The sequence below is a fragment of the Micromonospora yangpuensis genome (assembly GCF_900091615.1).
Lineage (GTDB): Bacteria > Actinomycetota > Actinomycetes > Mycobacteriales > Micromonosporaceae > Micromonospora > Micromonospora yangpuensis.
In genome coordinates, this window is sequence record NZ_FMIA01000002.1 from 4,097,616 (window position 1) to 4,122,359 (window position 24,744).

At 71.9% G+C, this 24,744-nt stretch carries 24 protein-coding genes; 15 read left to right on the forward strand and 9 right to left on the reverse strand.

Features of this window, described 5'->3' with window-relative positions:
- Positions 1-43 precede the first annotated feature (43 nt).
- Positions 44-1,105 carry a sugar ABC transporter substrate-binding protein gene (locus tag GA0070617_RS18495; RefSeq protein ID WP_091439849.1) on the reverse strand — a complete coding sequence of 354 codons (1,062 nt, stop codon included), beginning with the start codon at positions 1,103-1,105 and terminating at the stop codon, positions 44-46.
- Between the two features lie 356 nt (positions 1,106-1,461).
- Here GA0070617_RS18495 and GA0070617_RS18500 point away from each other — a divergent pair, with 356 nt between their 5' ends.
- From GA0070617_RS18500 to GA0070617_RS18525, 6 genes are read left to right on the forward strand one after another with little or no spacing between them, the layout of a single operon-like run.
- Positions 1,462-2,718 (forward strand): FAD-dependent oxidoreductase, encoded by a 1,257-nt coding sequence (locus GA0070617_RS18500; protein ID WP_091439852.1) that lies wholly within the window; start codon positions 1,462-1,464, stop codon positions 2,716-2,718.
- Entirely contained in the window at positions 2,715-3,359 is a 645-nt protein-coding gene (locus tag GA0070617_RS18505) for an isochorismatase family protein (RefSeq protein WP_091439855.1), read from the forward strand. The genes GA0070617_RS18500 and GA0070617_RS18505 overlap by 4 nt, the downstream gene beginning before the upstream one ends.
- Before the next feature lie 16 nt (positions 3,360-3,375).
- The gene (locus tag GA0070617_RS18510; protein ID WP_091439858.1) at positions 3,376-4,536 is read left to right on the forward strand and encodes a zinc-binding dehydrogenase; all 1,161 of its coding nucleotides are present in this window, start codon (positions 3,376-3,378) and stop codon (positions 4,534-4,536) included.
- On the forward strand, positions 4,533-5,414 hold the full coding sequence (locus GA0070617_RS18515) for an isocitrate lyase/PEP mutase family protein (RefSeq protein ID WP_091439861.1): 882 nt from the start codon (positions 4,533-4,535) through the stop codon (positions 5,412-5,414). The genes GA0070617_RS18510 and GA0070617_RS18515 overlap by 4 nt, the downstream gene beginning before the upstream one ends.
- Positions 5,411-6,700: a 3-isopropylmalate dehydratase large subunit gene (locus GA0070617_RS18520; protein WP_091439864.1), complete on the forward strand. Its 1,290-nt coding sequence runs from the start codon at positions 5,411-5,413 to the stop codon at positions 6,698-6,700. The genes GA0070617_RS18515 and GA0070617_RS18520 overlap by 4 nt, the downstream gene beginning before the upstream one ends.
- On the forward strand, positions 6,697-7,191 hold the full coding sequence (locus GA0070617_RS18525) for a LeuD/DmdB family oxidoreductase small subunit (RefSeq protein ID WP_091439868.1): 495 nt from the start codon (positions 6,697-6,699) through the stop codon (positions 7,189-7,191). Before GA0070617_RS18520 ends, GA0070617_RS18525 begins: the two co-directional genes overlap by 4 nt.
- Positions 7,192-7,248: 57 nt before the next feature.
- On the opposite strand, the gene GA0070617_RS18530 is transcribed toward GA0070617_RS18525, so the two are convergent.
- The 4 genes from GA0070617_RS18530 to GA0070617_RS18545 are packed head-to-tail and all read right to left on the reverse strand — an operon-like array spanning position 7,249 to position 11,166.
- On the reverse strand, positions 7,249-8,061 hold the full coding sequence (locus tag GA0070617_RS18530; protein WP_091439873.1) for an ABC transporter ATP-binding protein: 813 nt from the start codon (positions 8,059-8,061) through the stop codon (positions 7,249-7,251).
- Positions 8,058-9,092: a FecCD family ABC transporter permease gene (locus GA0070617_RS18535; protein ID WP_091439877.1), complete on the reverse strand. Its 1,035-nt coding sequence runs from the start codon at positions 9,090-9,092 to the stop codon at positions 8,058-8,060. The genes GA0070617_RS18530 and GA0070617_RS18535 overlap by 4 nt, the downstream gene beginning before the upstream one ends.
- A complete protein-coding gene (locus tag GA0070617_RS18540) occupies positions 9,089-10,129 on the reverse strand; it encodes a FecCD family ABC transporter permease (protein WP_091439879.1) in 1,041 nt (346 codons plus the stop codon). The genes GA0070617_RS18535 and GA0070617_RS18540 overlap by 4 nt, the downstream gene beginning before the upstream one ends.
- On the reverse strand, positions 10,129-11,166 hold the full coding sequence (locus GA0070617_RS18545) for an iron-siderophore ABC transporter substrate-binding protein (protein WP_091439882.1): 1,038 nt from the start codon (positions 11,164-11,166) through the stop codon (positions 10,129-10,131). The genes GA0070617_RS18540 and GA0070617_RS18545 overlap by 1 nt, the downstream gene beginning before the upstream one ends.
- A 100-nt stretch (positions 11,167-11,266) precedes the next feature.
- Between GA0070617_RS18545 and GA0070617_RS18550 the strand changes: the two genes are divergently transcribed.
- Positions 11,267-12,961, forward strand: a complete 1,695-nt coding sequence (locus GA0070617_RS18550; RefSeq protein WP_229688600.1) for an ABC transporter ATP-binding protein — start codon at positions 11,267-11,269, stop codon at positions 12,959-12,961.
- On the forward strand, positions 12,958-14,817 hold the full coding sequence (locus GA0070617_RS18555) for an ABC transporter ATP-binding protein (protein WP_091439886.1): 1,860 nt from the start codon (positions 12,958-12,960) through the stop codon (positions 14,815-14,817). The genes GA0070617_RS18550 and GA0070617_RS18555 overlap by 4 nt, the downstream gene beginning before the upstream one ends.
- Here the strand turns inward: GA0070617_RS18555 and rpsD are convergent.
- A complete protein-coding gene (rpsD, locus tag GA0070617_RS18560) occupies positions 14,805-15,413 on the reverse strand; it encodes a 30S ribosomal protein S4 (RefSeq protein ID WP_091439890.1) in 609 nt (202 codons plus the stop codon). The two genes, GA0070617_RS18555 and rpsD, sit on opposite strands and share 13 nt — an antisense overlap.
- 72 nt (positions 15,414-15,485) lie before the next feature.
- On the opposite strand from rpsD, the gene GA0070617_RS18565 reads away from it, so the two are divergent.
- A complete protein-coding gene (locus GA0070617_RS18565; RefSeq protein WP_091439893.1) occupies positions 15,486-16,244 on the forward strand; it encodes a DUF2470 domain-containing protein in 759 nt (252 codons plus the stop codon).
- Between the two features lie 76 nt (positions 16,245-16,320).
- Here GA0070617_RS18565 and GA0070617_RS18570 read toward each other — a convergent pair whose 3' ends face one another.
- The 3 genes from GA0070617_RS18570 to GA0070617_RS18580 form a co-directional block, all read right to left on the reverse strand.
- Positions 16,321-16,968, reverse strand: a complete 648-nt coding sequence (locus tag GA0070617_RS18570; RefSeq protein WP_091439896.1) for a response regulator transcription factor — start codon at positions 16,966-16,968, stop codon at positions 16,321-16,323.
- Positions 16,969-17,190: 222 nt separating this feature from the next.
- Positions 17,191-18,033, reverse strand: a complete 843-nt coding sequence (locus tag GA0070617_RS18575) for a class I SAM-dependent methyltransferase (RefSeq protein WP_091439899.1) — start codon at positions 18,031-18,033, stop codon at positions 17,191-17,193.
- 30 nt (positions 18,034-18,063) lie between these two features.
- Positions 18,064-18,402 (reverse strand): L-rhamnose mutarotase, encoded by a 339-nt coding sequence (locus GA0070617_RS18580; protein WP_091446644.1) that lies wholly within the window; start codon positions 18,400-18,402, stop codon positions 18,064-18,066.
- A 471-nt stretch (positions 18,403-18,873) separates the two neighbouring features.
- Here GA0070617_RS18580 and GA0070617_RS18585 point away from each other — a divergent pair, with 471 nt between their 5' ends.
- The 6 genes from GA0070617_RS18585 to GA0070617_RS18610 all read left to right on the forward strand — a co-directional run bounded on the left by GA0070617_RS18585 (position 18,874) and on the right by GA0070617_RS18610 (position 24,700).
- The gene (locus GA0070617_RS18585) at positions 18,874-20,097 is read left to right on the forward strand and encodes a PQQ-dependent sugar dehydrogenase (RefSeq protein ID WP_175440578.1); all 1,224 of its coding nucleotides are present in this window, start codon (positions 18,874-18,876) and stop codon (positions 20,095-20,097) included.
- Positions 20,098-20,437: 340 nt separating this feature from the next.
- Positions 20,438-21,646 carry a pectate lyase gene (locus GA0070617_RS18590; protein ID WP_091439906.1) on the forward strand — a complete coding sequence of 403 codons (1,209 nt, stop codon included), beginning with the start codon at positions 20,438-20,440 and terminating at the stop codon, positions 21,644-21,646.
- Between the two features lie 54 nt (positions 21,647-21,700).
- On the forward strand, positions 21,701-21,916 hold the full coding sequence (locus GA0070617_RS18595) for a hypothetical protein (protein WP_217628842.1): 216 nt from the start codon (positions 21,701-21,703) through the stop codon (positions 21,914-21,916).
- A 2-nt stretch (positions 21,917-21,918) separates the two neighbouring features.
- A complete protein-coding gene (locus GA0070617_RS18600; RefSeq protein WP_091439909.1) occupies positions 21,919-22,674 on the forward strand; it encodes a (Fe-S)-binding protein in 756 nt (251 codons plus the stop codon).
- Positions 22,671-24,101 carry a lactate utilization protein B gene (locus GA0070617_RS18605; RefSeq protein ID WP_091439911.1) on the forward strand — a complete coding sequence of 477 codons (1,431 nt, stop codon included), beginning with the start codon at positions 22,671-22,673 and terminating at the stop codon, positions 24,099-24,101. Before GA0070617_RS18600 ends, GA0070617_RS18605 begins: the two co-directional genes overlap by 4 nt.
- Positions 24,098-24,700, forward strand: a complete 603-nt coding sequence (locus GA0070617_RS18610) for a LutC/YkgG family protein (protein WP_091446646.1) — start codon at positions 24,098-24,100, stop codon at positions 24,698-24,700. The genes GA0070617_RS18605 and GA0070617_RS18610 overlap by 4 nt, the downstream gene beginning before the upstream one ends.
- The last annotated feature ends 44 nt before the right edge of the window (positions 24,701-24,744 follow it).

The window sequence follows — 24,744 nt, forward strand, 5'->3', positions numbered from 1 at the left end:
ACCCGGTGGGTCGTCGATTGGTCCGTGCCGTGGGTCATGACGGTCAGCCGGCGGTGCCGTACTCGCTGGCCCACCGGTCGGTGAACTCCTTGGTCACGTCGGCCAGCGGGTAGACCGCCGAGCCTTTGGCCGGCGCGTTGTCAGCGTCGACGATCTTGTATTCCAGGGCGTCCTCGGCCGGGATGTCGGTCGGGATCGGGGTGTCGTTGGTCCAGAGGGCCAGCAGGGCGTCGATGGCGAGGAAGCCCGCCTTGATCGTGCCGTCGCTGGTGGCCACGATCGCCTGGCCGGAGCGGACCGCCTCCAGGGCGGAGCTGATCGCGCCGAAGCTGTAGACGGGCACCTTGCGGTCGGTCTGCTTGAGGGCGGGCACGATGGCCTGTGGGCCGATGTCCAGCGCGGCGTAGAAGGCGCCGAGATCCGGGTTGGCGTTGAGGAAGCTCAGCGCCGCCTTGGTCTGACCGTTGAAGACGTCGGCGACCGGGGCGTTCGCCGTCTGCAGGACGTTGAAGCCGTGCTGTGACTTCTGCTGGTCCAGGGTGGCCAGGACCTGGTCGATGCCGTAGTAGCCCTGGACGGCGATCGGGGCGATCTTGGCTCCCTGGTCGAGGTCCTGGCCCATCCGCTCGATCAGGAGCTTGGCCTCCTCGGCCTGGTCCGGGGCGTACTCGGCGGTGATGTTGGGGTTGGGGGTGCCCTGGTAGCCGACGCTGATCACCGGGATGCCGGCGGCCTTGGCCTGGGCGAGCTGGCCGGAGATCAGGCCGCTGGCGACGAAGACGGTCAGGATGGCGTCGACCTTCTGCGAGATCAGCGACTGCATGGTGCTCTGCATCGCCTGCTGGTCGCCGTTGGAGTCGGTGACGATCACCTTCCAGCCGAGGGCCTCCGCACCGGCCTTGATGCCGGAGAGCGTCTCCACCTGGCCCTCGCCGTCACCCTGTGACTGCCAGACGCCGAGGGTCTTCTCCGGTGCCTTGATCTTGGTGGTCACCAGCGGTTCTTCCGCGCTGGCGGTGGAGGTGTCCTCCGCGGTGCAGGCGGCCAGTCCGAGGGACATGACCAGCGCTGCGGCGACGACGCGCAGTGTTCGCGTGCGGCTCATGGTGTCTCCGAGAGTGAGGCGGGATCCAGCGGTGGGGGGACCGGCGGGAGCCGGGAGTCAGAAGCTGGGCGGAGCCTGTGGAGGACCGCCCCGAAGAGCTGCTCTCAATATGCGAGGACTTGGTTTCGCTATACGAGAAGTAGACGTGGCAGGACCATACGTCTGGCCCGTGAGCAGGGTCAAGAGCCTGGGGTTTCTCGTTCATCGCCAGCAAGTAACAACTGTGTATCGCCATGATCGAGTAAGTTTTCCCAGCTCAAGCCGCATCTTGTCCCGTTGACTACTGGGAGGACACCGCCTTATCCTTTCTCGCATATTCGTACTCAATTTCTCATCTCACGAGAATTTGGTGAGGCATGACCTCCGCAACCGATCACCCCTCCGTTCTCCAGCGCCCGCTCTCCCCCGACACCGTGGTGGTGCTCGGGTTGGGGCCCGTCGGGTCGGTCGCCGCGCTGGCGCTCGCCCAACGCGGCATCCCGGTCCTCGCCCTGGAGGCCGCGCACGAGCAGTACGCCGACCCGCTGGAGTCGCGCGCCTCGACGTTCCACCCACCGACCCTGGAGATGCTCGACGAGTTGGGGGTCACCGAGGAACTCCTCGACACCGGCCTGCGGGCCCCGCGCTACCAGTACCGTGACCGGCGGGCCGGCGTGGTCGCCGACTTCGACCTCGCGGTGCTGGCCGAGGAGACCCGCTACCCGTTCCGGCTGCAGAGCGAGCAGAGCAACCTGGTCCGGATCATCCGCGAGCGGTTGCTCCAGATCCCGCACGTGCAGGTGGTGGTGGGCGCCGACGTCGTCGGGGTACGACCACTGCCCGACGGGATCGGACTGAGTGTGCGCACCGGCGAGGACGTCCACCTCGTCGACGCCCCCTGGGTGCTGGCCGCCGACGGGGCCAACAGCGTCGCCCGCCGTGACCTGGACATCGGCTTCGACGGCACCACCTACGAGGAGCGCTTCCTGGTCGCCTCGACCACCACCGAACTGGCCGACCTGCTGCCGGACCTGGCCTACGTCAACTACGTCTCCGATCCGCAGGAGTGGCTGGTCCTGCTGCGCACCCCCCGGCACTGGCGGGTGCTCTTCCCCATCCCCGACGGCACCGACCTGGACCAGGCCCGCGACCCCGCCGACGTGGCCCGCCGGCTCCAGGACGTCGCCGCCCACCCACCCGGCTATGACGTCACCCACACCACGCTCTACAACGTGCACCAGCGGGTCGCCGCGACCTTCCGGGCCGGGCACCTGCTGCTGGCCGGCGACGCCGCGCACATCAACAACCCGCTCGGCGGCATGGGCATGAACAGCGGCATCCACGACGCGATCGCCGCGGTCCGGGCCCTGCACGACACCATCGGCGGTGCCGCCGACAGCCTCGACGAGTACGCCACCACCCGCCGGCACGTGGCGATGACGTACATCCAGCAGGCCACCCACCGCAACTGGCAGCTCATGCAGGAACGCGACCCGGCGGTCCGGCAACAGCACCACGACAAGCTGCGGCGCACCGCCGCCGACCCGGTCGCCGCCCGCGAGTACCTGCGCGACGCCGCCATGCTCACCTCGTTCCGGGCCACCCTGCCGACCGGCTCCCCGGGACCCCGATGAGCACCCCGCAGACCGCCGAGGAGGCGTACCGGCGCGGCGCGTTCGGCGGCGCACAGCGCACCGGCCGCCGGCCGTGCCTGGTCGTCGTCGACCTCAACCTGGGCTTCACCGACCCCGCCTCGCCGCTGTCCTGCGCCACCGACCCGGCGGTCGAGGCGGTCCGCGACCTGCTGGCCGCCGCCCGCTCCGCCGGCAACCCGGTGGTCTACACCACCATCGAGTACGACGACGCGGCGGAACGCACCGCCCACGCCTTCGTCGCCAAGTCACCGAACCTGCTGCTGCTGCGCCCCGGCTCCCGGTGGACCCGGATCGACTCCCGGATCGCGCCGCGGCCCGGTGAACCCGTGCTGACCAAGCTGTTCGCCTCGGCGTTCTTCGGCACCCACCTGAACGCGCTGCTCACCGCCGAGCGCTGCGACAGCGTGGTCGTCGTCGGCGCGTCCACCTCCGGCTGCGTCCGGGCCACCGCCGTGGACGCCCTCCAACACGGCTACAGCGTCGTGGTTCCCCGCGACGGTGTCGCCGACCGGGCCACCGACGCCCACCAGGGGTCCCTGCGGGACCTGCAGGCCAAGTACGCCGACGTGGTGGACCTGCCGACCGCCCTGGCCCTGCTCGGCCGATCCCCCACCACCTGAGGCAGAGGAGACCCGGATGGTGCACGCCGCCGTACTGCACGACAGCGGGCGTACCCCGCCGTACGCCACCAGTCGACCGCTGGTGCTGGAGGACCTGACGCTGGCCCCACCCGGGCGGGGTGAGGTGCTGCTCGACCTCGCCTACGCCGGGCTCTGCCACTCCGACCTGTCCGTGGTCGACGGGGCCCGTCCCCGCCCGGTACCGATGGTGCTGGGCCACGAGGCCTCCGGTGTGGTCGCCGAGGTCGGGCCGGGCGTCACCGACCTCGCCTGCGGCGACCACGTGGTCTGCACGTTCGTACCCGCCTGCGGGGCCTGCCCGCCCTGCGTCGACGGCCGCCCCGCGCTGTGCCGGCCCGGCGCGGCGGCCAACACCGCCGGCACCCTGCTGCGCGGCGGCCGGCCGTTCCGCCGCGCCGACGGTCAGCCGCTGCACCAGCACCTGGGGATCTCCGGCTTCGCCCGGCAGACCGTGGTCTCCCGCGAGTCCCTGGTCCGGGTCGACGCCGACCTGCCGCTGGACGTCGCGGTGCTGTTCGGCTGCGGCGTGCTCACCGGCGCGGGCGCGGTGCAGAACGCCGCCCGGGTCCGCGCGGGCACCTCGGTGGCCGTCTTCGGACTGGGCGGGGTGGGCCTGAGCGCGTTGCTCGCCGCCCTCGCCGCCGGCGCCTACCCGGTGATCGCGGTGGACGTGCTGCCGGAGAAGCTGGCCCTGGCCGCCGCGCTCGGCGCGCACCACACCGTGCGGGCCGGCACGGACGACACCCGGGCCCAGATCCGCGAGTTGACCGGCGGTGGCGCCGAGACGGTGGTGGAGAGCGTCGGCAACGAGCGGGTCCTCGCCGAGGCGTACGCGGTGACCGCCCGGGGCGGCACCACCGTCACCGTCGGGCTGCCCCATCCGCAGCGGGACCTGAGCATCCCCGCGGTCTCGCTGGTCGCCGAGGAACGCACGCTGCGCGGCTCCTACCTCGGCTCGGCGGTCCCCGCCCGCGACATCCCCCGGCTGATCCGGATGTACCGGGCCGGGCTGCTGCCGGTGGACCGGCTCGTCTCCCGCCACTACCCGCTCGACGAGGTAAACGAGGCGCTCGACGCGCTGCGCGCGGGTGAGGTCGCCCGTGCCCTGCTGGACCTGCGTACCACACCGCACACACCCGACCCGGAGGACCGATGAGCACCGCCCCGACCGCCCGTGACCTGCTGAGCCGCCCCCGCATCGACGTCGTCGCCGGGGCCGGCAGCCCACTGGAGGCACGGCTGGTCGAGGCCGCCGGCTTCGAGGCCGTCTACGTCAGCGGGTACGCCATGGCCGCCGCCATGCACGGCCGTCCCGACATCGGCATCCTGGACGCCGCCGAGAACGTGGCCGGAGTCCTCGCCATCCGCGCGGTCACCGACCTGCCGCTGCTTGTCGACGCCGACACCGGCTACGGCGACGTGGTCAACGTCCGGGACACCGTGCGCCGGCTGGAGCAGGCCGGCGCGAACGCCATCCAGTTGGAGGACCAGGTCTGGCCCAAGCGCTGCGGACACATGGCCGGCAAGCGGGTGGTCGACGTCGAGGAGATGCTGCGCAAGATCGACGCGGCGGTCAACGGTCGCCGCGACCCGGCCACCGCCATCGTCGCCCGCACCGACTCCCGCGCCCCGCTCGGTCTGGCCGAGGCACTGCGCCGGGTGGAACGCTTCCGCGCGGCCGGCGCGGACGCCGTCTTCGTCGACGCGCCGCAGAGCGCCGACGAGCTGCGTGCGGTCGGCGCGCTGGCCGGGGGCGGGCCGCTGGTGGTGAACATGTCCGAGACGGGACTGACCCCGATGCTGCCGGCCGCCGAGCTGGAGGCGATGGGGTTCAGCGTCGCCATCTACCCCACCGCCGCGCTGCGGGTCGGCGCGTACGCCACCCTGGAGCTGCTGCGGGGGCTGCGCCGCACCGGCGACACCCGGTCCGGCGCACCGGCGATGATGTCGCTGGACCAGCTCAACGAACTGGTCGGGCTCGGCGAGCTGACCGCCTTCGAGGACACCGTCGCGGCCCGGACGGCCACCCGGTGAGCGGGCTGACCCTCACCGCCAAGGTGCTGCGCGCCCACGGCGTCACCGATACGGTGCCCGGCGGCTACGGGCTGCTCGACGTCGACCTGCTGATGCTCAACGACGTCTCCGGTGCGGTGGCGCTGCGGGAGTTCGCCCGGATGGGCGCCGCCCGGGTGTTCGACCCGACCCGGGTGGCCTGCGTCGCCGACCACTTCTGGCCGGCCAAGGACATCCGCAGCGCCCACCAGGTACGACTGCTGCGGGAGTTCGCCGACGCGCAGGGCATCACCGACTACTGGGAGACCGGCGCCACCGCCGAGGCCGGCATCGAGCACGCGCTCCTGGCCGAACAGGGCCGGATCCGCCCCGGCCAGGTGGTGGTGGGCGGCGACTCGCACACCTGCACCGCCGGGGCGCTCGGCGCGTTCGGCACCGGGGTCGGCTCGACCGACGTGGCCGCGGTGCTCGCCCTGGGCCAACTCTGGATCCGGGTGCCCGAGGTGCACCGGGTCACCTTCACCGGCCAACCCGCCCGCCACGTCACCGGCAAGGACCTGGCGCTGGCGTTGCTGCGCCAGGCCGGGGTCAGCGGCGCCACCTACGCCGCCGTCGAGTACGCCGGGCAGGCGCTGGCCCGGACCACCGTCGACGACCGGATGGCACTGTGCAACATGGCGGTCGAGGCCGGTGCGAAGACCGGCATCGTCCCGCCCGACGAGGTCACCCTGGACTGGCTGGAACCCCGGCTCGGGTACCGCCCCGAGGCGTTGACCCCCGACCCGGACGCGCGCTACGACCGGGAGGTCACCATCGACGTGTCCGGCATGCCGCCGCTGGTCGCCGCACCGTGGAGCCCCGGCAACGTACGCCCGGTCGACGAGTTCGGCACCGGCATCCGGGTGCACCAGGTGTACGTCGGCAACTGCGCCAACGGCACCATCAGTGACCTGCGGGCGGTGGCCGAGATGATGCGCGGCCGGAAGGTCGCCAGGGGCACCCGTCTGGTGGTGGTCCCGGCCACCCAGCGCACCTACCGGCAGGCGCTCGCCGAGGGGCTGGTGGCGTCCCTCGTCGAGGCCGGCGCGATGATCTCCCCGCCGACCTGCGGGGCATGCTTCGGCGGCCACACCGGCATCCTCGACGACGGGGAGGTCGCGGTGGCCACCACCAACCGCAACTTCGTCGGCCGGATGGGCCACCCCGGATCCCGGGTGTACCTGGCCAACGCCTGGGTGGCCGGGGCGAGCGCGGTCACCGGCGAGCTGACCGACCCGGCCGTGCTGCTGGCGGAGCGGGCCCGATGAGCACGCTACGCGGGCCGGTGGTCCGCATCGGCGACGACATCGACACCGACATGATGGTGCCCGGGGCGTACCTCAACGTCACCGACCCGGTCGAGCTGGCACCACACCTGCTCGAAGCGTACGACCCGGCGGTCACCGCCCGGATCGTGCCGGGCTGTGTGCTGGTCGCGGGCCGCAACCTCGGGATGGGTTCGTCGCGCGAGCACGCGCAGCTCGCCCTGCGCGGACGGGGGGTGCAGGCGGTGGTGGCGGAGAGCTTCGCCCGGATCTTCTTCCGCAACTGCGTCAACCTCGGCCTGCCGGTGGTGGAGCACCGGGAGGCCGCCCGGGCGCTGCGCGACGGTGGCGAGGTCACGGTGGATCTGGCCGCCGGGCTGATCAGCGCGGACGGGCAGCGGTGGCAGATCCCGCCCACCCCGCCGTTCGTGGCCGATCTGGTGGCGGCCGGTGGCCTGGTGCCCTGGGTACGCAGGCGGCTCGGCGCGAGCTGAACCCGCAGGTGCCCGGCCGTGGTCAGGCCGCGCAGGGGCAGCTCCCACCTGGTGGGGCTATACCCGGGCGGCCGAGACGTGGTGTCGGCCGATCGGCAACATCAGCGGCCGACCGGAGACCGGATCGGCGATGACCCGGCTGTCCAGGCCGAAGACGGCCCGTACACAGTCCTCGGTCAGCACCTCGGTCGGCGGCCCGGCGGCGTGCAGTCCACCGTCGGCCAGCGCGATGAGGTGGCCCGCGTAGCGGGCCGCCAGGTTCAGGTCGTGCAGCACCATCACGATCGTGGTGCCGCGGGTGGCGTTCAGGTCGGTGAGCAGGTCCAGCACCTCGACCTGGTGGCTGACGTCGAGGAAGGTGGTCGGCTCGTCGAGCAGCAGCAGCTCGGTCTGCTGGGCCAGCGCCATCGCGATCCACACCCGTTGACGCTGCCCACCGGAGAGTTCGTCGACCGACCGGTCGGCCAGGTCGGCGGTCTGGGTGGCGTCGAGGGCGGCGGCCACCGCACGGTCGTCGTCCCTGCTCCATCGCGACAGCAGGCGCTGGTGCGGGTGGCGACCCCGGCCGACCAGGTCGGCCACGGTGATGCCCTCCGGCGCGATCGGCGACTGGGGCAGCAGGCCGAGGGTGCGGGCCAGTTCCTTGGCCGGCATCCGGTGCACCTGCCGGCCGTCCAGCATGACGTGACCGGTTCGCGGGGCGAGCAGCCGCGACATCGACCGCAGCAACGTCGACTTCCCGCAGGCGTTGGCGCCGACGATCGCGGTGATCCGGCCGGGCGGGACGAGCAGGTCGAGCGATTCGATGACGACGCGGTCGCCGTAGCCGACGGTCAGTTTCTCGGTCGTCAGTGCGTGGTCGGTGGTCACAACGAGCCTCCGGCGCGGTTCGAGCGGACGAGCAGGTAGATGAGGTACGGGGCACCGAGGACCCCGGTGATCACACCCACCGGGAAGCGGATGTCGAAGGCGAACTGGCCGAGGAAGTCGGCGACCAGCACCAGCAGTGCGCCGACCAGGGCGGACGGCACCAGCGGTGAGCCGCCGGCCCCCACCAGCCGGGCGGCGATCGGTCCGGACAGGAAGGCCACGAACGCGATCGGCCCGGTGGCCGAGGTGGCGAACGCGATGAGGCCGACGGCCGCGACGATCGAGATCAGCCGGGTACGCTCCAGCCGGGTGCCGAGCGCCGCGGCGGTGTCGTCGCCGAGCTGCAGCATGGTCAGGCTGCGGGCCTGGGTCAGCAGCAGCGGGCCGAACACGGCCAGGGCGGCCAGCACCGGAACGGCCTCGTCCCAGGTGGAGCCGTTGAGGCTGCCGTTGAGCCAGCGGGTCGCCGCCTGCAGGTCCCACTGGCCGGCCTGGTTGAGGACGTACGAGGTGGCGCTGTTGAGCATGGCGGCGATGCCGATGCCGATCAGCACGAGCCGGGTGCCGGCCACCCCGTCCTTGAACGACAGCAGGTAGATGAGAACGGCGACGCCGAGCGCGGCGACGATGGCGAAGACCGAGACGCCCGTCTCGCCGAGGCCGAGCACGATGATGCCGAAGGCCGCGGCGGCGCTGGCCGCCGAGCTGATGCCGATGATGTCGGGGCTGGCGAGCGGGTTGCGCAGCATGGTCTGGAAGGTGACACCGCCCATGCCGAAGCAGAGCCCGGCCGCCAGGGCCAGGACGGTCCGGGGCAGCCGGAGTTCACCCACCGTGAACGAGGCGCCGGGGACGGTGTCGCCGAGGACGACCCGCAGCACGTCGCCGGGTGGGTAGACGGTCTGCCCGACCATCAGCGAGACGACGACCATGGCGGCCACCGCCGCCCCGAGGGCGGTCAGCACGGCGCGTCGTCGTCGGCTGCGCCGCACCCGGCCGCGGGTGACGGCGTGGAGGGTCGGGGTGCTCACAGTTCGCGTACCTTCTGCCGGCGGACGACGTAGATGAAGAAGGGTGCGCCGATCAGGGCGGTGATGATGCCGGCCTCGATCTCGTCGGGGCGGTTCACCACCCGACCGGCGACGTCCGCGGCGGTCAGCAGCACCGCGCCGGCCAGGGTCGCGAACGGCAGCAGCCAACGGTGGTCGAGTCCGACGAGCAGCCGGCACAGGTGCGGGACGATCAGGCCGACGAAGGCGATCGGGCCGGCGACCGCGGTGGCCGCGCCGCAGAGCACCACCGCGCCGGCGGCGGCGATCCCGCGTACCAGGGCGACGCGTTCGCCGAGGCCGGCGGCGAGTTCATCGCCGAGCGCGAGGGAGTTCAGGGCCCGGGCGCACAGCAGGCAGACGGCCAGGCCGGCGAGCAGGAACGGCAGGACCTGGCCGATGCTGTCCCAGGTGGCTCCGCCGACGCCGCCGATCTGCCAGGACTGGAAGTTCTCCGCGATGTCGCCGCGGGGCAGCACGACCGCGACCACCAGCGACGCGAGGGCGGCGGAGGTGGCCGCCCCGGCCAGGGCGATCTTGAGCGGGGTGGCACCGCCGCGACCGAGCGAGCCGACCGCGTAGACGAACAGTGCGGACACCGCCGCTCCGGCGATGGCGACCCAGATGTACATGGTGGCGGTGTGCATCCCGACGGTGGCCATGGCGACGGCGATCGCCAGCATCGCGCCCATGTTCACGCCGAGGATGCCCGGGTCGGCGAGCGGGTTACGGGTGACGCCCTGCATCACGGCCCCGGACAGGGCCAGCGCCGCGCCGACCAGGGCCGCGAGCACCGTACGGGGCAGGCGTTTGACCACGGCCGCCTGGTCGAGCGTGTCGTGGATGCCGCCGAGAGCGGCGGTGATGTCGGCCCAGCCGACGATCCGGGAGCCGAAGGCGACCGACGCGGTCATAGCCAGCAGCAGCGCGGTGAGGACGACCAGGAGCCAGGTCAGGCGGGTCCGGGCCGGGCGTCGCCGCAGGGCGACGTCCGGCCCGGATGTCGTGTCGCAGGTCATCAGAGCTGGTCGGCGGCTTTGCCGAGCAGGTCGACGTAGTCCTTGAGCACGAACGAGACGCCCAGCGGCGTCGGGTTGGCGGCGGTGGCCACCGGGGTGCTGCCGGGCAGTGAGACGAAGGAGCCCCGCTTGATCGCCGGGATCTTGGAGAGCAGCGGGTCCTTCTGCAGGGTGGCCAGGGTGGCACCGTCGGCGTCACCGTAGGTCACGATGATGTCCACGTCGCTGAGGTTCTGCACCTGCTCGGCGCTCTGGGTGAGGCTGAACTCCTTGGTCGCCGCGGAGGCTTTCGCGATGCTCTCCGGGTGGGTCATACCGAGGTCGGTGAAGAACTGGGCCCGGGTGTCGTGCGTGGTGTAGAAGCTGATCTTGCTGAGGTCCGTCGGGTCGAGGTGGGTAAGGAACATCGCCGACCTGCCCGCCAGCTTCGGGTAGCGCGCGGCCTCGTCCTTCATCTGCTTCTCGATCTTGGTGATCAGCGCGTCGCCCTCGGCGGCCAGGCCCAGGGCCCGGCTCTCCAGCTTGATGCTGTCGCGCCACGACGTGGCCCAGGGCGCCTGCGGGTACGCGACGACCGGCGCGATCTTCGTCAGGGTGTCGTAGTCCTGCTTCGTCAGGCCGGAGTAGGCGGCGAGGATGATGTCCGGTCTGGTGTTCGCCACCGCCTCGAAGTCGATGCCGTCGGTCTCGTCGAACAGCACCGGTGTCGAAGCGCCGAGTTCCTTGAGCCGGGCGGCGTCCCAGGGCAGCAGTCCGTCACCGTCCTCGTCGCCGAAGTTGGCCTTGGCGTAGCCGACCGGGACGACCCCCAGGGCGAGGGGGACCTCGTGGTTGGCCCAGTTGACGGTGGCGACCCGCTCGGGTTTCTTCTCGATCGTGATGGTGCCCAGGGCGTGGGTGACGGTCAGCGGGAACGTCGCCGTGTCGGATCCGGACGCGGCGGGCGTGTCGTCGGTGCCGGCGGAACCGCCGCAGGCAGCGAGGACGAGCGTGGTGGTGACCGCGACGATTCCGGCGAGCAACCGGGAGGGGCGCATAAGGAGTACTCCAACTCACATAGTAAGGGAAGGCTTACCTAAGACGTGATCGGTAAAGTACTCCACGTTCCCGATGCCGTCTACCAGGGGGTACAAGGCAGTGAGCAAGGCCAGTGCCGGCACCGCCATCCTGCGTAGGGCGGTCACCCGCAACGGGCGACGCCTCTGGACCGGAACGGCCCTGGCCGGCGTCTACCAGCTCTGCGCGGCCCTGGTGCCGATCCTCGTCGGCGTCATCGTCGACCGGGGCGTGGCCACCGGAGACCTCTCCGCACTGCTCAGCTGGATCACGGTCCTGGCGTCGGTCTACCTCGTCCTGGTGGTGACGTACCGCTTCGGCGCGCGACACCTGCAACGGGCCATCGCCGAGGAGGGCCACCAGCTACGGGTCGAGCTGGCGGCGAGGATCCTGGACCCGCGCGTGCTACGGACCGAGCGGCACACCGGCGACCTGCTCGCGGTCACCACCACCGATGCCGAGTACACCTCCTACCTGCTCGACCACATTCCGCGGATCACCAGCGCGCTGGTGGCGGTCGCGGTCAGCGCCGTCGCGCTGCTGCTGATCTCGACGCCGCTCGGGCTGACCGTGCTGATCGCCATCCCGCTCGTGCTGGCGGTCCTCAACCGCACCGCACCGCTGATCGCCCGACGCGTCAGGGAACAGCAGGACCAGGCAGGTAGGGCCAGCGCGCTCGCCACGGACCTGGTGACCGGGCTGCGTCCGTTGCGCGGCATCGGCGCCCAGGACGCCGGCGTCGAGCGGTACCGCCGGGTGAACCGCCACGCCCTGGCGGCCACGTTGCGCGCCTCCCGGACCCAGAACACCTACCTGGGCGCGTCCACGATGCTGAGCACCCTGCTGGCCGGGGGCATCGCGCTCATGGCGGGCTGGTTCGCGCTCACCGGCCGCATCACGGTCGGCCAGTTCATCACGGTGATCGGTTCGGCGCAGTTTCTCATCGAACCGTTCGGCGTGCTCGCGGTCGTACCCAGTTGGACCGCCGCCGCCCGCGCGGCCGCCGACCGGGTCGCCTCCGTCGTCCGGGCCGGGGTGGTCCTGCCCGAAGGTGCCGCCGCACCCGGCGGCAGCGAGTGCGAGCTGCGCCTGGCCGACGTGACGTACGGTCCTCTGGCCGGTCTGCACCTGGACGTCCACAGCGGAGAGTTCGTCGGTGTGGTGGCTCGCCGGCCGGCGGACGCCGAGGCGCTGGCGCGGCTGCTGGCGGTACCCGACGCCTACACCGGTGACATCCTGCTCGGCGGCGAACGGCTGGAGGCCGTGGACCGCGGCCGGGCGCGTCGCGTGCTGCACAGCGAACCGCACCGCTGCGACCTGTTCACCGGCACCCTCGCCTCGAACATCGCCCTCCACGAAGACGACGGTGAACGACTCACCGAGGCCCTGCGCGCCGCGGCCGCCGACGAGGTGGCACACCAGCATCCGGAGGGCCTGCGCATGCCGGTCACCGAGCGCGGCGCGAACCTCTCCGGCGGCCAACGCCAACGCGTCGCGCTCGCCCGCGCGCTGCTCGCCAGGCCGCCGCTGCTGGTCCTGCACGAACCGACCACCGCCGTCGACGCGGTCACCGAACGGGCCATCGCCGACGGCATCCGCGCGCTGCGGCACGGGCCGGGTGCCGGCTACGGCACCCTCGTCATCACCAGCAGCCCGACACTGCTGGCCGCCACCGACCGGGTCGTGTTCATCGGGGACGGCACCGTCGCCGCCGAGGGCGCCCACGCCGAACTCGTCACGCACCACGACAGCTACCGCCGGGCGGTGCTGCGATGACCCACCCGGTCCTGCCCGTGGCCAGCCCGCGCGAGAGCAGAGCGTGGCTCGGCGCACAACTGCGGGCCCGCCCGGGCGCCACCGGCCTCACCCTGGTCGTCGGGCTGCTCGCCGCGGCCACCGCGATCGTTCCCGCCTACGCCCTCGGCCTGCTTGTCGACCGGGTCCGGGCCGGTGGCGGCACCGACGCACTCGTGCCGGTCGCCGTGGTCATCGTGGCCGCCGCGGTCGTGGGCGGCCTGGCCACCGGCCTCAGCGCCCAACTGATCCGCCGGTTGGGCGCGCGGATTCTCGCCGACCTGCGCGAACGTGTCCTGGACACCGCGCTGCGCCTGCCCGTGGCCGTGCTCGACCGGGCGGGCCGGGGCGACCTGGTCTCGCGGGTCGGCGCGGACGTCAGCGCCATCGACAGGGCCGTCTCCGAGGTCCTACCCACCATGATCTCGGCAGTGCTGCTGGCGGCGATCAGCCTCGGCACGATCATCGGCATCGACTGGCGGCTCGGGCTGGCCGGCGCGGTCGCCGTCCCGCTCTACCTGCTCGGGTTACGGTGGTACCTCCCCCAGGCCGCACCGGCATACGCGGCCGAGCGGGTCGCCATCGCGCAGCGGTCGCAGCAGTTCGTCGAGAGCACGCAGGGCATCCGCACGGTGCACGCCTACCGGTTGGAGGATCGGCACCTCGCCGGCATCACCGCTGCCTCCGCACGCGCCCGGGACATCTCGACGAGCGTGTTCGCCCTCTACACCCGGTTCGTGGGACGCATCAACGGGGCGGATCTGACCGGGCTCGGCGCGGTGCTGGTGGTGGGGTTCCTGCTCGTCCGCCAGGGCACCGTCACCCTCGGCGAGGTCTCGGCGGCCGCGCTGCTGCTGCACCGCCTGTTCGGCCCGATCCTCATGCTGATGGTCACCTTCGACAAGGCCCAGGACGCGGGAGCGAGCCTGGCCCGCCTCGTCGGTGTGCTCCGCACGGATCCCGAACGCCGTACGGGCGGCACCGCGACGTCAGCGCACGACCTCGTCCTGGCCGGTGTCAGCTTCAGCTACGACGGGGCCACGCCGGTGCTGCGCGACGTCTCCCTGCGGGTCGGGCCGGGCCAGGTGGTCGCGTTGGTCGGCTCCACCGGCGCCGGGAAGACCACCGTCGCGTCGATCGCCGCCGGGGTCCTGCGCCCCGGGCACGGCGAGGCCACCCTGGGCGGCGTCCCCGTCACCGAGCTGCCCGCCCGCACGATCGCCCTGGTCAGTCAGGAGACCCACGTGTTCGCCGGCCCGCTCGGCGAGGACCTGCGGCTGGCCCGCCCGCACGCCACGCCGGAGGAACTCACCGCGGCCCTGGCCCGCGTCGGCGCCCTGGCCTGGGCGCTCAACCTCCCCGACGGCCTGGACACCGTGGTCGGCGACGGCGGCCACCGGCTGACCGCGGCGCAGGCCCAGCAGCTGGCGCTCGCCCGGGTGGTGCTGCTGGACCCGGCGGTCGTGGTGCTCGACGAGGCGACCGCCGAAGCCGGCAGCGCGGGTGCGCGCGACCTCGAACAGGCGGCCGCCTCGGCGCTGGAGGGGCGCACCGCCCTGGTCGTCGCCCACCGCCTCACCCAGGCCGTGGCCGCGGACCACATCATCGTCATGGACCATGGTGAGATAGTCGAGAGTGGCCCGCACGCCGATCTGGTCGGCGCGGACGGAAGCTACGCCCGCCTGTGGGCGGCGTGGACCGCCCGGGCCACCACCGGCACGCAGCCGATCCGCACCGACGCCACCGCGGGGCCCGCGGTGGGCAGCGGCGACCCGCCGGTGCCGCACCGGCGGCACGTACGGTGGACCGGGTCGCCGCTGACCGCTCAGCGGGAGTAGAACTCCACCACGAGCTGCTCGTCACAGATCACCGGCACCTCGTGCCGGGCGGGCTCGCGCAGCAGCGTGGCGCGCAGCCCGGTCAGCTCCACCGACAGGTACGGCCGGGGCCGGTCGTCGGCGTGCGCGCCGGTGGCGGCGAGCTGGAACGGTGGCAGGGCGCGGCTGCGTTCGCGTACCGCGACCACCTGTCCGGGCCGCAGCCGGTACGAGGGCCGGTCGACCTTGCGCCCGTCGACGGTGAAGTGGCCGTGCCCGACGAGCTGGCGCGCCTGGTAGATGCTGCGGGCCAGCCCGGCCCGGAGCACCACCGCGTCGAGTCGCCGTTCCAGGAGCGCGACCAGCGACTCGCCGGTCTTCCCGGCGCCCCGGACGGCCTCGTCGAACGTGCGGCGCAGCTGGGCCTCGCTGACGTTGTACTGGTGACGCAGCCGCTGCTTCTCCAGCAGTCGCACCTGGTAGTCGGAGGTCTTGCGCCGGTTGCGGCCGTGCACGCCCGGCGGGTAGGGACGTCGCTCGAAGTACCGCACGCACTTGCGGGTCAGTGGGATGCCAAGGGCTCGGGAGAGCCGGACCTTGGGGCGGGGGTGGTTCACGTCGACGTCTCCGATCGAATGGTCTAGCCTGCAACTTAGGTAAGGCTAACCTACGTTGAGGAGTTCGGGATCATGCGACCCAGCCCGGCGGAAATCGTGCGTACGCTCGTCACGGGCCGACTGCCCGCCCTCGCCCACCTGGCCCGCAGCGCCGGCCCGCACCAGGTCCGGCACGCCACCGACCCCGACGGCCGGGTGCTGCTGCTGGTGCCGACCCCCGGTGACCTGGCCACGGCGCTCACGCCGCCCCCCGGGGACACCGACGTCGCCACCGTCCTCGACGTGCGCGACCTACCGCCCACCACCAGCGCTCCCGCACTCGGCCGGGCCTGGCTCTCCGGCTGGGCCGAACGCCTCGACGGCGACGAGGCACGTCAGGCCGCAATGGACTTCGCCGCCACCCAACCGGCCGGCGACCTGCTCGACGTCGGTAACCGGTTCCAGCTACACCGCTTCGAGGTGGCCGAGGCCCGCTGGGAGCACGCCGGCGCAACCCGCCGGATCGACCCGCAGGCGTACGCGCGGGCCGAGCCCGACCCGCTGCACGCCGTCGAGGCGGAGTTGCTGGCCGACCTCACCGACCACCACGCCGAGCAGGTGGCGGGCTACCTGCGCCGGCGGCTGAAGCTCTCCGGCACCGAGTCGCCGCAGGTGCTCCGGATCGACCGGTACGGCCTACTCGTCGCGTACGGTCGACCCGGGGCGACCCGACAGACCCGGGTGCGCTTCGCGCGACCCGCCGCCGACGTCGCCGACCTGTCCCGGTTGCTGCACCCGATGCTCTGCTCCCAGCAGCCGGCGGCTCCGACGGTGTCGACGACGATCCCGTGATCCAGCGGCACTCGCTCCTCGGTACGGATCGGGCGATGCCGAATCAGGTGGATCGGGCGATGCCGGACCAGGCGGATCAGCCGCGCAGGTAGGCGAGGACGGCGAGCACGCGGCGGTGCCCATCGGTGACGACCGGTAGGTCAAGTTTGTTGAAGATGCCGCCGACGTGTTTGTTGACCGCGGCATCGCTGATGTGGAGCGCCGCTCCGATGTGGGCGTTCGATCGTCCCTGCGCCATGAGGGCCAGGACTTCCTGCTCGCGCGGGCTGAGCCGGGTGAGCGGACTCTGCCGGCGGCGGATGAGCTGGCGGACCACGTCCGGGTCGACGACCGTCTCGCCGGCCGCCACCTGGTCGACGGCGGTCATGAAGTCGGCGACCGCGCCGATCCGGTCCTTGAGCAGGTATCCCACGCCGGCGCCGTCGTCGGAGTCGAGGAGTTTGACGGCATAGGACTGTTCCACGTACTGGCTGAGCACGAGCACCGACAGACCGGGGAGCGCCTCGCGCAGCGCCACCGCGGCGCGCAGTCCGTCGTCGGCATGCTTGGGCGGCATCCGGACGTCGGTGATCAACAGGTCCGGCGGGTCCTCGTGCACCACTTCCACGACGGCGTCGGCGTCGGCGACCGCGGCGATGGTCTCGTGGCCGAATCGGCTCAGGATGCCGACGAGGCACTCCCGGAGCAGCGGCGAGTCCTCGGCGACGACTACACGAAGGGGCACGGGATCTCCACGCGCGGTGGCGCGAGCTGAGAGCACACAAACGCGCCATCCGCGCCCTGGCCGATCGGATCGACCAGGAGATGCCGGGGCTACGTAAGGCGCTGTTCTACTCCATCGCGGTGCGTCGCGGCGGATGACCCGACGGACAACGGCTCGGCGTCGAGCTCTTCGACATCACCGCCGACGCGGCCCCCGTCCCCGGGGCCCGGATGGCGGGTCACCTCAGGATGGCAGGGGCTTCCGCCCGTACCGGATCTCGGTGTCCGGCAGTTGCTCGGCGAAGACGCCGTCGGCAGAGACCTCCCGCAGCAGCTCGCGCAGGTCCCGCTCGAAGTCCTCCCGCCGCTCGCCGAACAGGTGCGGTGCCATGTCCGACCGTGAGAACACCCAGGCGACGACATCGTCCGCGCTGCGTTCGACCACCGCACCGGACGCGATGACGAGACGACTCAGATCCGCGAAGCCGGCCCGAGCCAGGATCGCCCGCTCGCCGCCGGGCGTCCCGTTCACCAGGACGCCCTGCCCGGCACGACGCACCTCACCCAGGTACGCCCTGGTCAGCGCGACGATCCGGTCGTACGGCGGGGCCGGACGCGGCAGCGGAGCCGGATCGGCGCGGGGCGTCTTCAGGTCACTGAGGTGCACGACCCAACCGCCCGGCTGCAGCATCTCCAGGACGGTCGCCGCGACGCGGTCCCGGTCGGTCCAGTGGAACGACTGCGCGAAGACCACCACCTGAAAGGCTCCCAGCCCGCAGGGAAGATCCTCCGCACGGGCCTGCACCCAGGTCACGTTCCGCACACCGAGGGAATCGGCCCGCCGCCCCGCCTCGACAAGCATCCCCGGATCCGGGTCCACGCCCACCGCCTCGTCGAAGTACCGCGCGAACGGCAGGATCACCGTGCCCGGACCACAGCCCACATCCAGCAGCCGACCGCGACCGTCCAGCCCGAACGTCTCAGCGAGCCGGTCGGTGTAGCCCGGCGCGTACGGCAACCGCCCCCGGTCGTAGTAGGCGGCACTACCTCGGAACAGACTCTCATCCCACCGCCAGCCGTCCGGCATGCTCGGCTCCCGAGACCAATCAACTCTGCGTCATGCCGTCCCGCCTTCGCTGAGATGCCAGACCTCCTGCATCGGCGCCCACCAGTGCCCGGAGTCCGGTTCGGCCAGGGACTGCTGGCACGGATCGGTGAGCTGCCACCACTGGCGCGTCTGCGGGTCGGCCGCGATCCGGGCCTGGTCGGCGGCGTGGTCGGTGCCGACGTACTCGTAGTAACCGAAGAGCAGGTCGTCGTGCAGGAAGATCGTGTAGTTGCGGATGTTGGCCGCCCGGAGCGTCTGCTCCACACTCGGCCAGACCTCGGCGTGCAGCCGCAGGTATTCCGCACGCCGTTCCGGGCGTAGCCGGATCACCGCGCCGTAGCGTTGCATCTTGCTCACTCCGTCCTGTCACACCGCGAGCCGCGGCACGGCGTCGGATCCGTCGCGGTGCCGCGGGGTCGGGAATCGCACGTCGAAGATCACTACCGAAGAGATCAGCGCAGTCGCCGTCTGCACCCGGAGGTTCGATCGGTGCCGACCGGCGGCCCGTTGAGGCGTGGTCTGATGTGCGGCCGGAGCAACGACACCCAGGGCGAACATCAGATGTATTTCTACCCGCACAGCTACGGATAGTCCATAGCTCGTCAAGCAGGACCGCCCCGGGACCTCCGGCACCGCGCGTCCCAGCACGTACGTCACATGTATGCGCCCCTGCCGGTCGCCCACCCCACCCCGGACGACGTCGGCACCCCACCGACCTTGGCATGCTTCTCCTTCACTTTGGCATTGATAGTTGTGGATGTATGGTGGAGCCGTTTCCGCATCCCGTTTCCACCGCACCCGCTTCGAGGAGCTGAGAACATGTCGCGCTGGCGTCGTCATCCAGCCCCCGCACTGGCAGGACTGCTCGTCCTGGTCCTGTCCGCGCTCCTGTTGCCACCGACTTCGGCGGCCGGCACCTCCCCCACCAGGGCAGCGGTGCCCCTCACCGAGCTGACCGTGGTGTCCGAACAGGTGGCTACCGGTCTCCGGCGTCCCATCGCGCTCACCGGACTGCCGGACGGCCGGATGCTGATCGCGGAGAAGAACGGCACCGTCCGCGCCTACCATCCCGACACCGGCCTGGCGACCCAGCCGGTGCTCGACCTGACCGCCCGGATCGACACGTCGGGCAACGAACGTGGCCTCCTCGGCATCACGCCCGCGCCGAACTTCGCGCGGACCGGGATGCTCTACGTCGCCTACACGAGCCTGCCGGCCGGCGCGCTGACCCTGGCGCGACTGCCGATCGGCGCTCCCGAGCGGCTCCAGGTGCTGCTCACTCAGGAGCACGCCGAGTACAACAACCACAACGGCGGACAGGTGGCGTTCGGCCGCGACGGCTACCTCTACTGGTCCCTCGGCGACGGCGGCCACACGAACGACCCGTACAAGGCCGGTCAGGACCTCAGTACCCTGCTCGGCAAGATCGTGCGGATCGACGTCAACCGCAACTGCGGGGCGAAGCCCTACTGCGTACCCGCCAGCAACCCGTTCGTGCAGAAGCGCGGCGCGCGGCCGGAGATCTGGCTCTACGGGCTGCGCAATCCGTGGCGGTTCTCCGTCGACCCGGTCGACGGCTCACTGTGGATCGGTGACGTCGGCCAGGGCCTGGTCGAGGAGATCAACCACATCCGCCCGTCGCAGGGTGGGGCGAACCTCGGCTGGTCCTGCCGGGAGGGCACGCCGGTGTTCGACCCGGCGCAGTGCCGCCCGGGCGTGGTGTACACCGACCCGGTCTTCGAGTACGAACACTTCATGACCGAGAGCTGCTCGGTGACCGGCGGCGTGGTGTACCGCGGGTCCGCCACCCCGGAGGCGCGGGGGACCTACATCGCGAGCGACTACTGCTCGACCCTCGCGTTCGCCGTACGCCCCAAACCCACGGGCGGCTACGAGACCGCCACGATCGGCCGCTTCCCCACCCAACCGACCGCGATCGACGCCGACGCGCGCGGCGAACTGTACGTGCTCAGCGACCTGCCGGGATGGCTGAGCCGGGTACGGTTCGAGCGCGTCGCTGGCGACGGGGCCGCGAATCGCTGAACGGGCCCATCCGCAGTACCCGTCGGGGGACGGCCACGTCCGAGTGGCCGCCCCCCAGCCCAGGTGCCCTCCGTCGGGGTACCGGTTGGGCAGCGACGCCCCGGCCCGCCCAGGAGGCCGGACTCCCGACCGCGAGGCGGCCGGCGGCTGTGCTGTGGTCGGCGCCGGCCAGAGTGGCGTGCCCACCGATCCGGCAACGCCGCAGCACCCGCGCTTTGTCGGCTCTTACCGAACAAACCAGGCTAATAAGGTGTGATGCTTGCCTCACCATCGATCGACCTCTATCGTTTATGGAAAGCGCTTTCCCGTACACGGTACTCATGCTCGAAAGGTGAATCGGATGAGACGCAAAGTCGTCACACGGTGGTTGGCCGGCGGTGCCACTGTGGTCGCAGGTGCCGTCGTCGCGCTGGCGTTGCACGTTCCCAGCGCCTCGGCCGCCACGAACCTGAGCCTCGGCGCCGGCGCCGACGGCTCCAGCAAGGCCAGTGGCACCAGCTACGGCAACGTCACGGACGGCAACGCCGGCACCTACTGGTCGCCGAGCGGCTCGACCGGCACGATCTCGGTCAAGTGGGGCAGCGCCACCACGGTGTCCTCGGCCGTCATCGTGCAGTCCTCGGGCGGCGGCTCGATCAGCGGCTGGCAGCTCAAGAACCACGACACGGGCTCCGTCCTGGCCAGCGGCAGCAGCGCCCCGAGCACCATCAACTTCTCCTCGACGTCGCTGAAGAAGGTCTCCTTCGTCATCACCAGCGCGTCCGGCACGCCGCGGATCGCCGAGTTCGAGACGTACTCCAGCGGCGGGTCGAACCCGACCACTCCCCCGACCAGTGGGCCGACGAACCCACCCACCAACCCGCCCACCAACCCGGGCACGCCGACCGGCGCGTGGCCGTCGTCGGCCGGCTCGGTGAGCATCTCGGGCACGGTCAACGTCTCCGGCACCTTCGACGGCGGGATGAAGACCTACTGCTGCATCGGTGACGGTGGGCAGGGCGAGTCGCAGGACCCGATGTTCAAGATCGCCAACGGCGGTACGCTGCAGAACGTCATCCTCGGCTCGCCCGCCGGTGACGGCGTGCACTGCGAGGGCACCTGCACGATCCGCAACGTGTGGTGGAACGACATCGGTGAGGACGCCGCCACCTTCAAGCAGACCAACGGCGGCACCTCGTACGTCATCGGTGGCGGCGCGCGTAGCGGCAGCGACAAGACCTTCCAGCACAACGGCAACGGCACGGTCAACATCTCCGGCTTCTACCTCAGGGGATCCGGCAAGCTGTACCGCGGCTGCGGCAACTGCTCCACCTCACACACCCGCCACGTGCGTATCGACAACGTCCTCGTCGACGACATCGACATGCTCGCCGGCATCAACAGCAACTGGAACGACACCGCGACGATCACCCGCGTGGTCGTCATCGGCTCGGCCACCATCTGCGGCAAGTACAAGGGCGTGGCCAAGGGCAGCGAACCCAGCTACCTCGGTGAGGGCTGGAACGACGCCAACTGCAAGGTCAACAGAAGTGACGTCACCTTCCGGTAGTCACTGGACGCTCTGCTCGCGAAGGGGCACCCGCCTGGCGGCGGGTGCCCTCTCGTGCCGGTCGACGCCTGCGGACTGCCGATGATCGCCGGGCCGGTCGAGGCCACCGCGTTGGGTAACATCCTGGTGCAGGCCCGTGCCGCCGGCGCCATCGGTGGCGGCCTGCCGGCGCTGCGGGCCCTGTTGCGCCAGACCCACCGTTTCGTCCACTACGGACCGGGTGGTGACCAGGCGGCCTGGGCCGCCGCCGAGGAACGGATGGTCGGTTGACGATGCGCGTCGCACTGTTCGTGACCTGTCTGGCCGACACCCTGTTCCCCCAGGCGGCGGTGGCGACCGTCCGGCTGCTCGAACGCCTGGGGCACGAGGTCGTCTTTCCCGAGGGGCAGACCTGCTGCGGTCAGATGCACGTCAACACCGGTTACCCGGACGACGCGCTGCGGCTGGTCCGCCGGCACGTACGCACCTTCGCCCCGTACGACACGGTGGTGGCGCCCTCCGGCTCGTGCGTCGGCTCCGTCCGCCACCAGCACACCATGGTGGCCCGGCGCGCCGGTGACGAGCGGTTGGCCAGCCGGGCCGAGGAGGTCGCCGGCCGCACGTACGAGTTGTCGGAGTTCCTCGTCGACGTGCTCGGGGTGACCGACGTGGGCGCCTACTACCCGCACCGGGTGACGTACCACCCGACCTGCCACTCGCTGCGGATGTTGCGGGTCGGCGACAAGCCGCTCCGCCTGCTGCGCGCGGTACGCGGCCTGGATCTGGTGGAGCTGGGGCAGGCGGAGCAGTGCTGCGGTTTCGGCGGCACGTTCGCGGTGAAGAACGCGGACACCTCGACGGCGATGCTCGCCGACAAGATGCGCCACGTGCTGGCCACCGGGGCGGAGGTGTGCACCGCCGGCGACGCGTCCTGCATGATGCACCTCGGCGGCGGCCTGTCCCGGCTCCGCGCCGGGGTGCGGACCGTGCACCTGGCCGAGATCCTCGCCAGCACCGAAGCCGACCCGGCCACCGGAGGTACCCGATGAGCGAGACCTTCCTCGGCATGCCCGCCACCGCCCCGCCCGGCGTGGGCCACCTGCGTGGCACCGAGCCGTTCCCGGTCGCCGCCCGGCAGGCGTTGGGCGACGCCCAGCTACGCCGCAACCTCGGCCACGCCACCGCCACGATCCGGAACAAGTCGGCGGCCGTGATCGGCGAGGTGCCGGACTGGCCGCGGTTGCGGGAGGCCGGGCGGGCGATCAAGACCGACACCATGGCCCGGCTACCCGAGCTGCTGGAGAAACTGGAAACGGCGGTCACCGGTGCCGGCGGAACGGTCCACTGGGCCACCGACGCGGTGGCGGCCAACCGGATCGTCACCGACCTGGTCCGGGCCGCCGGCGCCGACCGGGTGATGAAGGTCAAGTCGATGGCCACCCAGGAGATCGGACTCAACGAAGCCCTGACGGACGCCGGGATCGAACCGGTGGAGACCGACCTGGCCGAGCTGATCGTGCAGCTCGGCGAGGACCGGCCCAGCCACATCCTGGTACCGGCGATCCACCGCAACCGGGCAGAGATCCGGGAGATCTTCCTACGGGCTATGCCCGGCGTCGACCCGGGGCTCACCGACGAGCCGGCCGCCCTGGCCGCCGCCGCGCGCCGACACCTGCGGGAGACGTTCCTGAGCACCCGGGTGGCGGTGTCCGGGGCCAACTTCGCCGTCGCCGACACCGGCACGCTGGCCGTGGTCGAGTCCGAGGGCAACGGGCGGATGTGCCTGACCCTGCCGGAGACCCTGATCACCGTCATGGGCATCGAGAAGGTCGTGCCGACCTGGCGCGACCTGGAGGTCTTCCTGCAGCTGCTGCCCCGGGCCTCGACCGGGGAACGGATGAACCCGTACACCTCGATGTGGACCGGGGTCACTCCCGGCGACGGCCCGCAGTCGTTCCACCTGGTGCTGCTGGACAACGGGCGCAGCGCCGTGCTCGCCGACCCGGTCGGCCGCCAGGCGCTGCACTGCATCCGCTGCTCGGCCTGCCTCAACGTCTGCCCGGTGTACGAACGCACCGGCGGGCACGCCTACGGCTCGGTCTATCCGGGGCCGATCGGCGCGGTGCTCTCCCCGCAGTTGACCGGTGTGGCGGACAACGCCTCCCTGCCGTACGCGTCGTCGCTCTGCGGGGCCTGCTACGACGCCTGCCCGGTCATGATCGACATTCCGTCCATCCTGGTCCACCTGCGCGCCCAGGCACCCCACTCCCGCACGGAGGCGACGGCGATGGCCGCTGCCGCGTACACCATGGACCATCCCGCGCGGTACGCGGCCGCGCAGCGCGCCGCGAAGCTGAGCCGGCTCGCCGGCCGCCGCGGCCGCGGCCTGCCGCCACCGTTGTCCGGCTGGTCGGACAGCCGCGACCTGCCCGACCCGCCCGCGCGGACCTTCCGGCAGTGGTGGGCCGGACGGTGACCGGACGGGAGACGATCCTCGGCCGGCTCCGGGCCGCCCTCGGCGAGCCCCGGCCCACCCCCGACGAGATCCCCCGCGACTACCGGACCGCCGGTGCCGTCGCCGCCGACCTGGACGTCTTCGTGGACCGGCTCACCGACTACCGGGCCACCGTGCACCGCTGCGCCGACGCCGACGTCGCCGGACTGGTCGGCCAGCTGCTCGGCGGGCGACAGGTCGTGGTGCCGCCCGGGCTGCCCCGGCACTGGCTGCCCGAGACCGTCCACGCCGTACCCGACGACGGCCTCGCCGCGGCGCGGATCGCCGCCGCCGACGGGGTCGTCACCGCGGCGGCGGTGGCCGTCGCCGAGACCGGCACCATCGTGCTCGACGGCAGCCCCGACCAGGGCCGCCGCATCATCACCCTGCTACCCGACGTACACGTGTGCGTGCTGCGCACCGACCAGGTCGTCGCCACCGTCCCGGACGCCCTGACCCGCCTCGACCCGCACCGGCCACTGACCTGGATCAGCGGGCCCTCGGCCACCAGCGACATCGAGCTCGACCGGGTCGAGGGCGTCCACGGCCCCCGGAACCTGCACGTGATCGTGACGGGCTGAGGGCGACGCTCTCCCCACGCCGACCGTGCGGATCTGGTCCACCA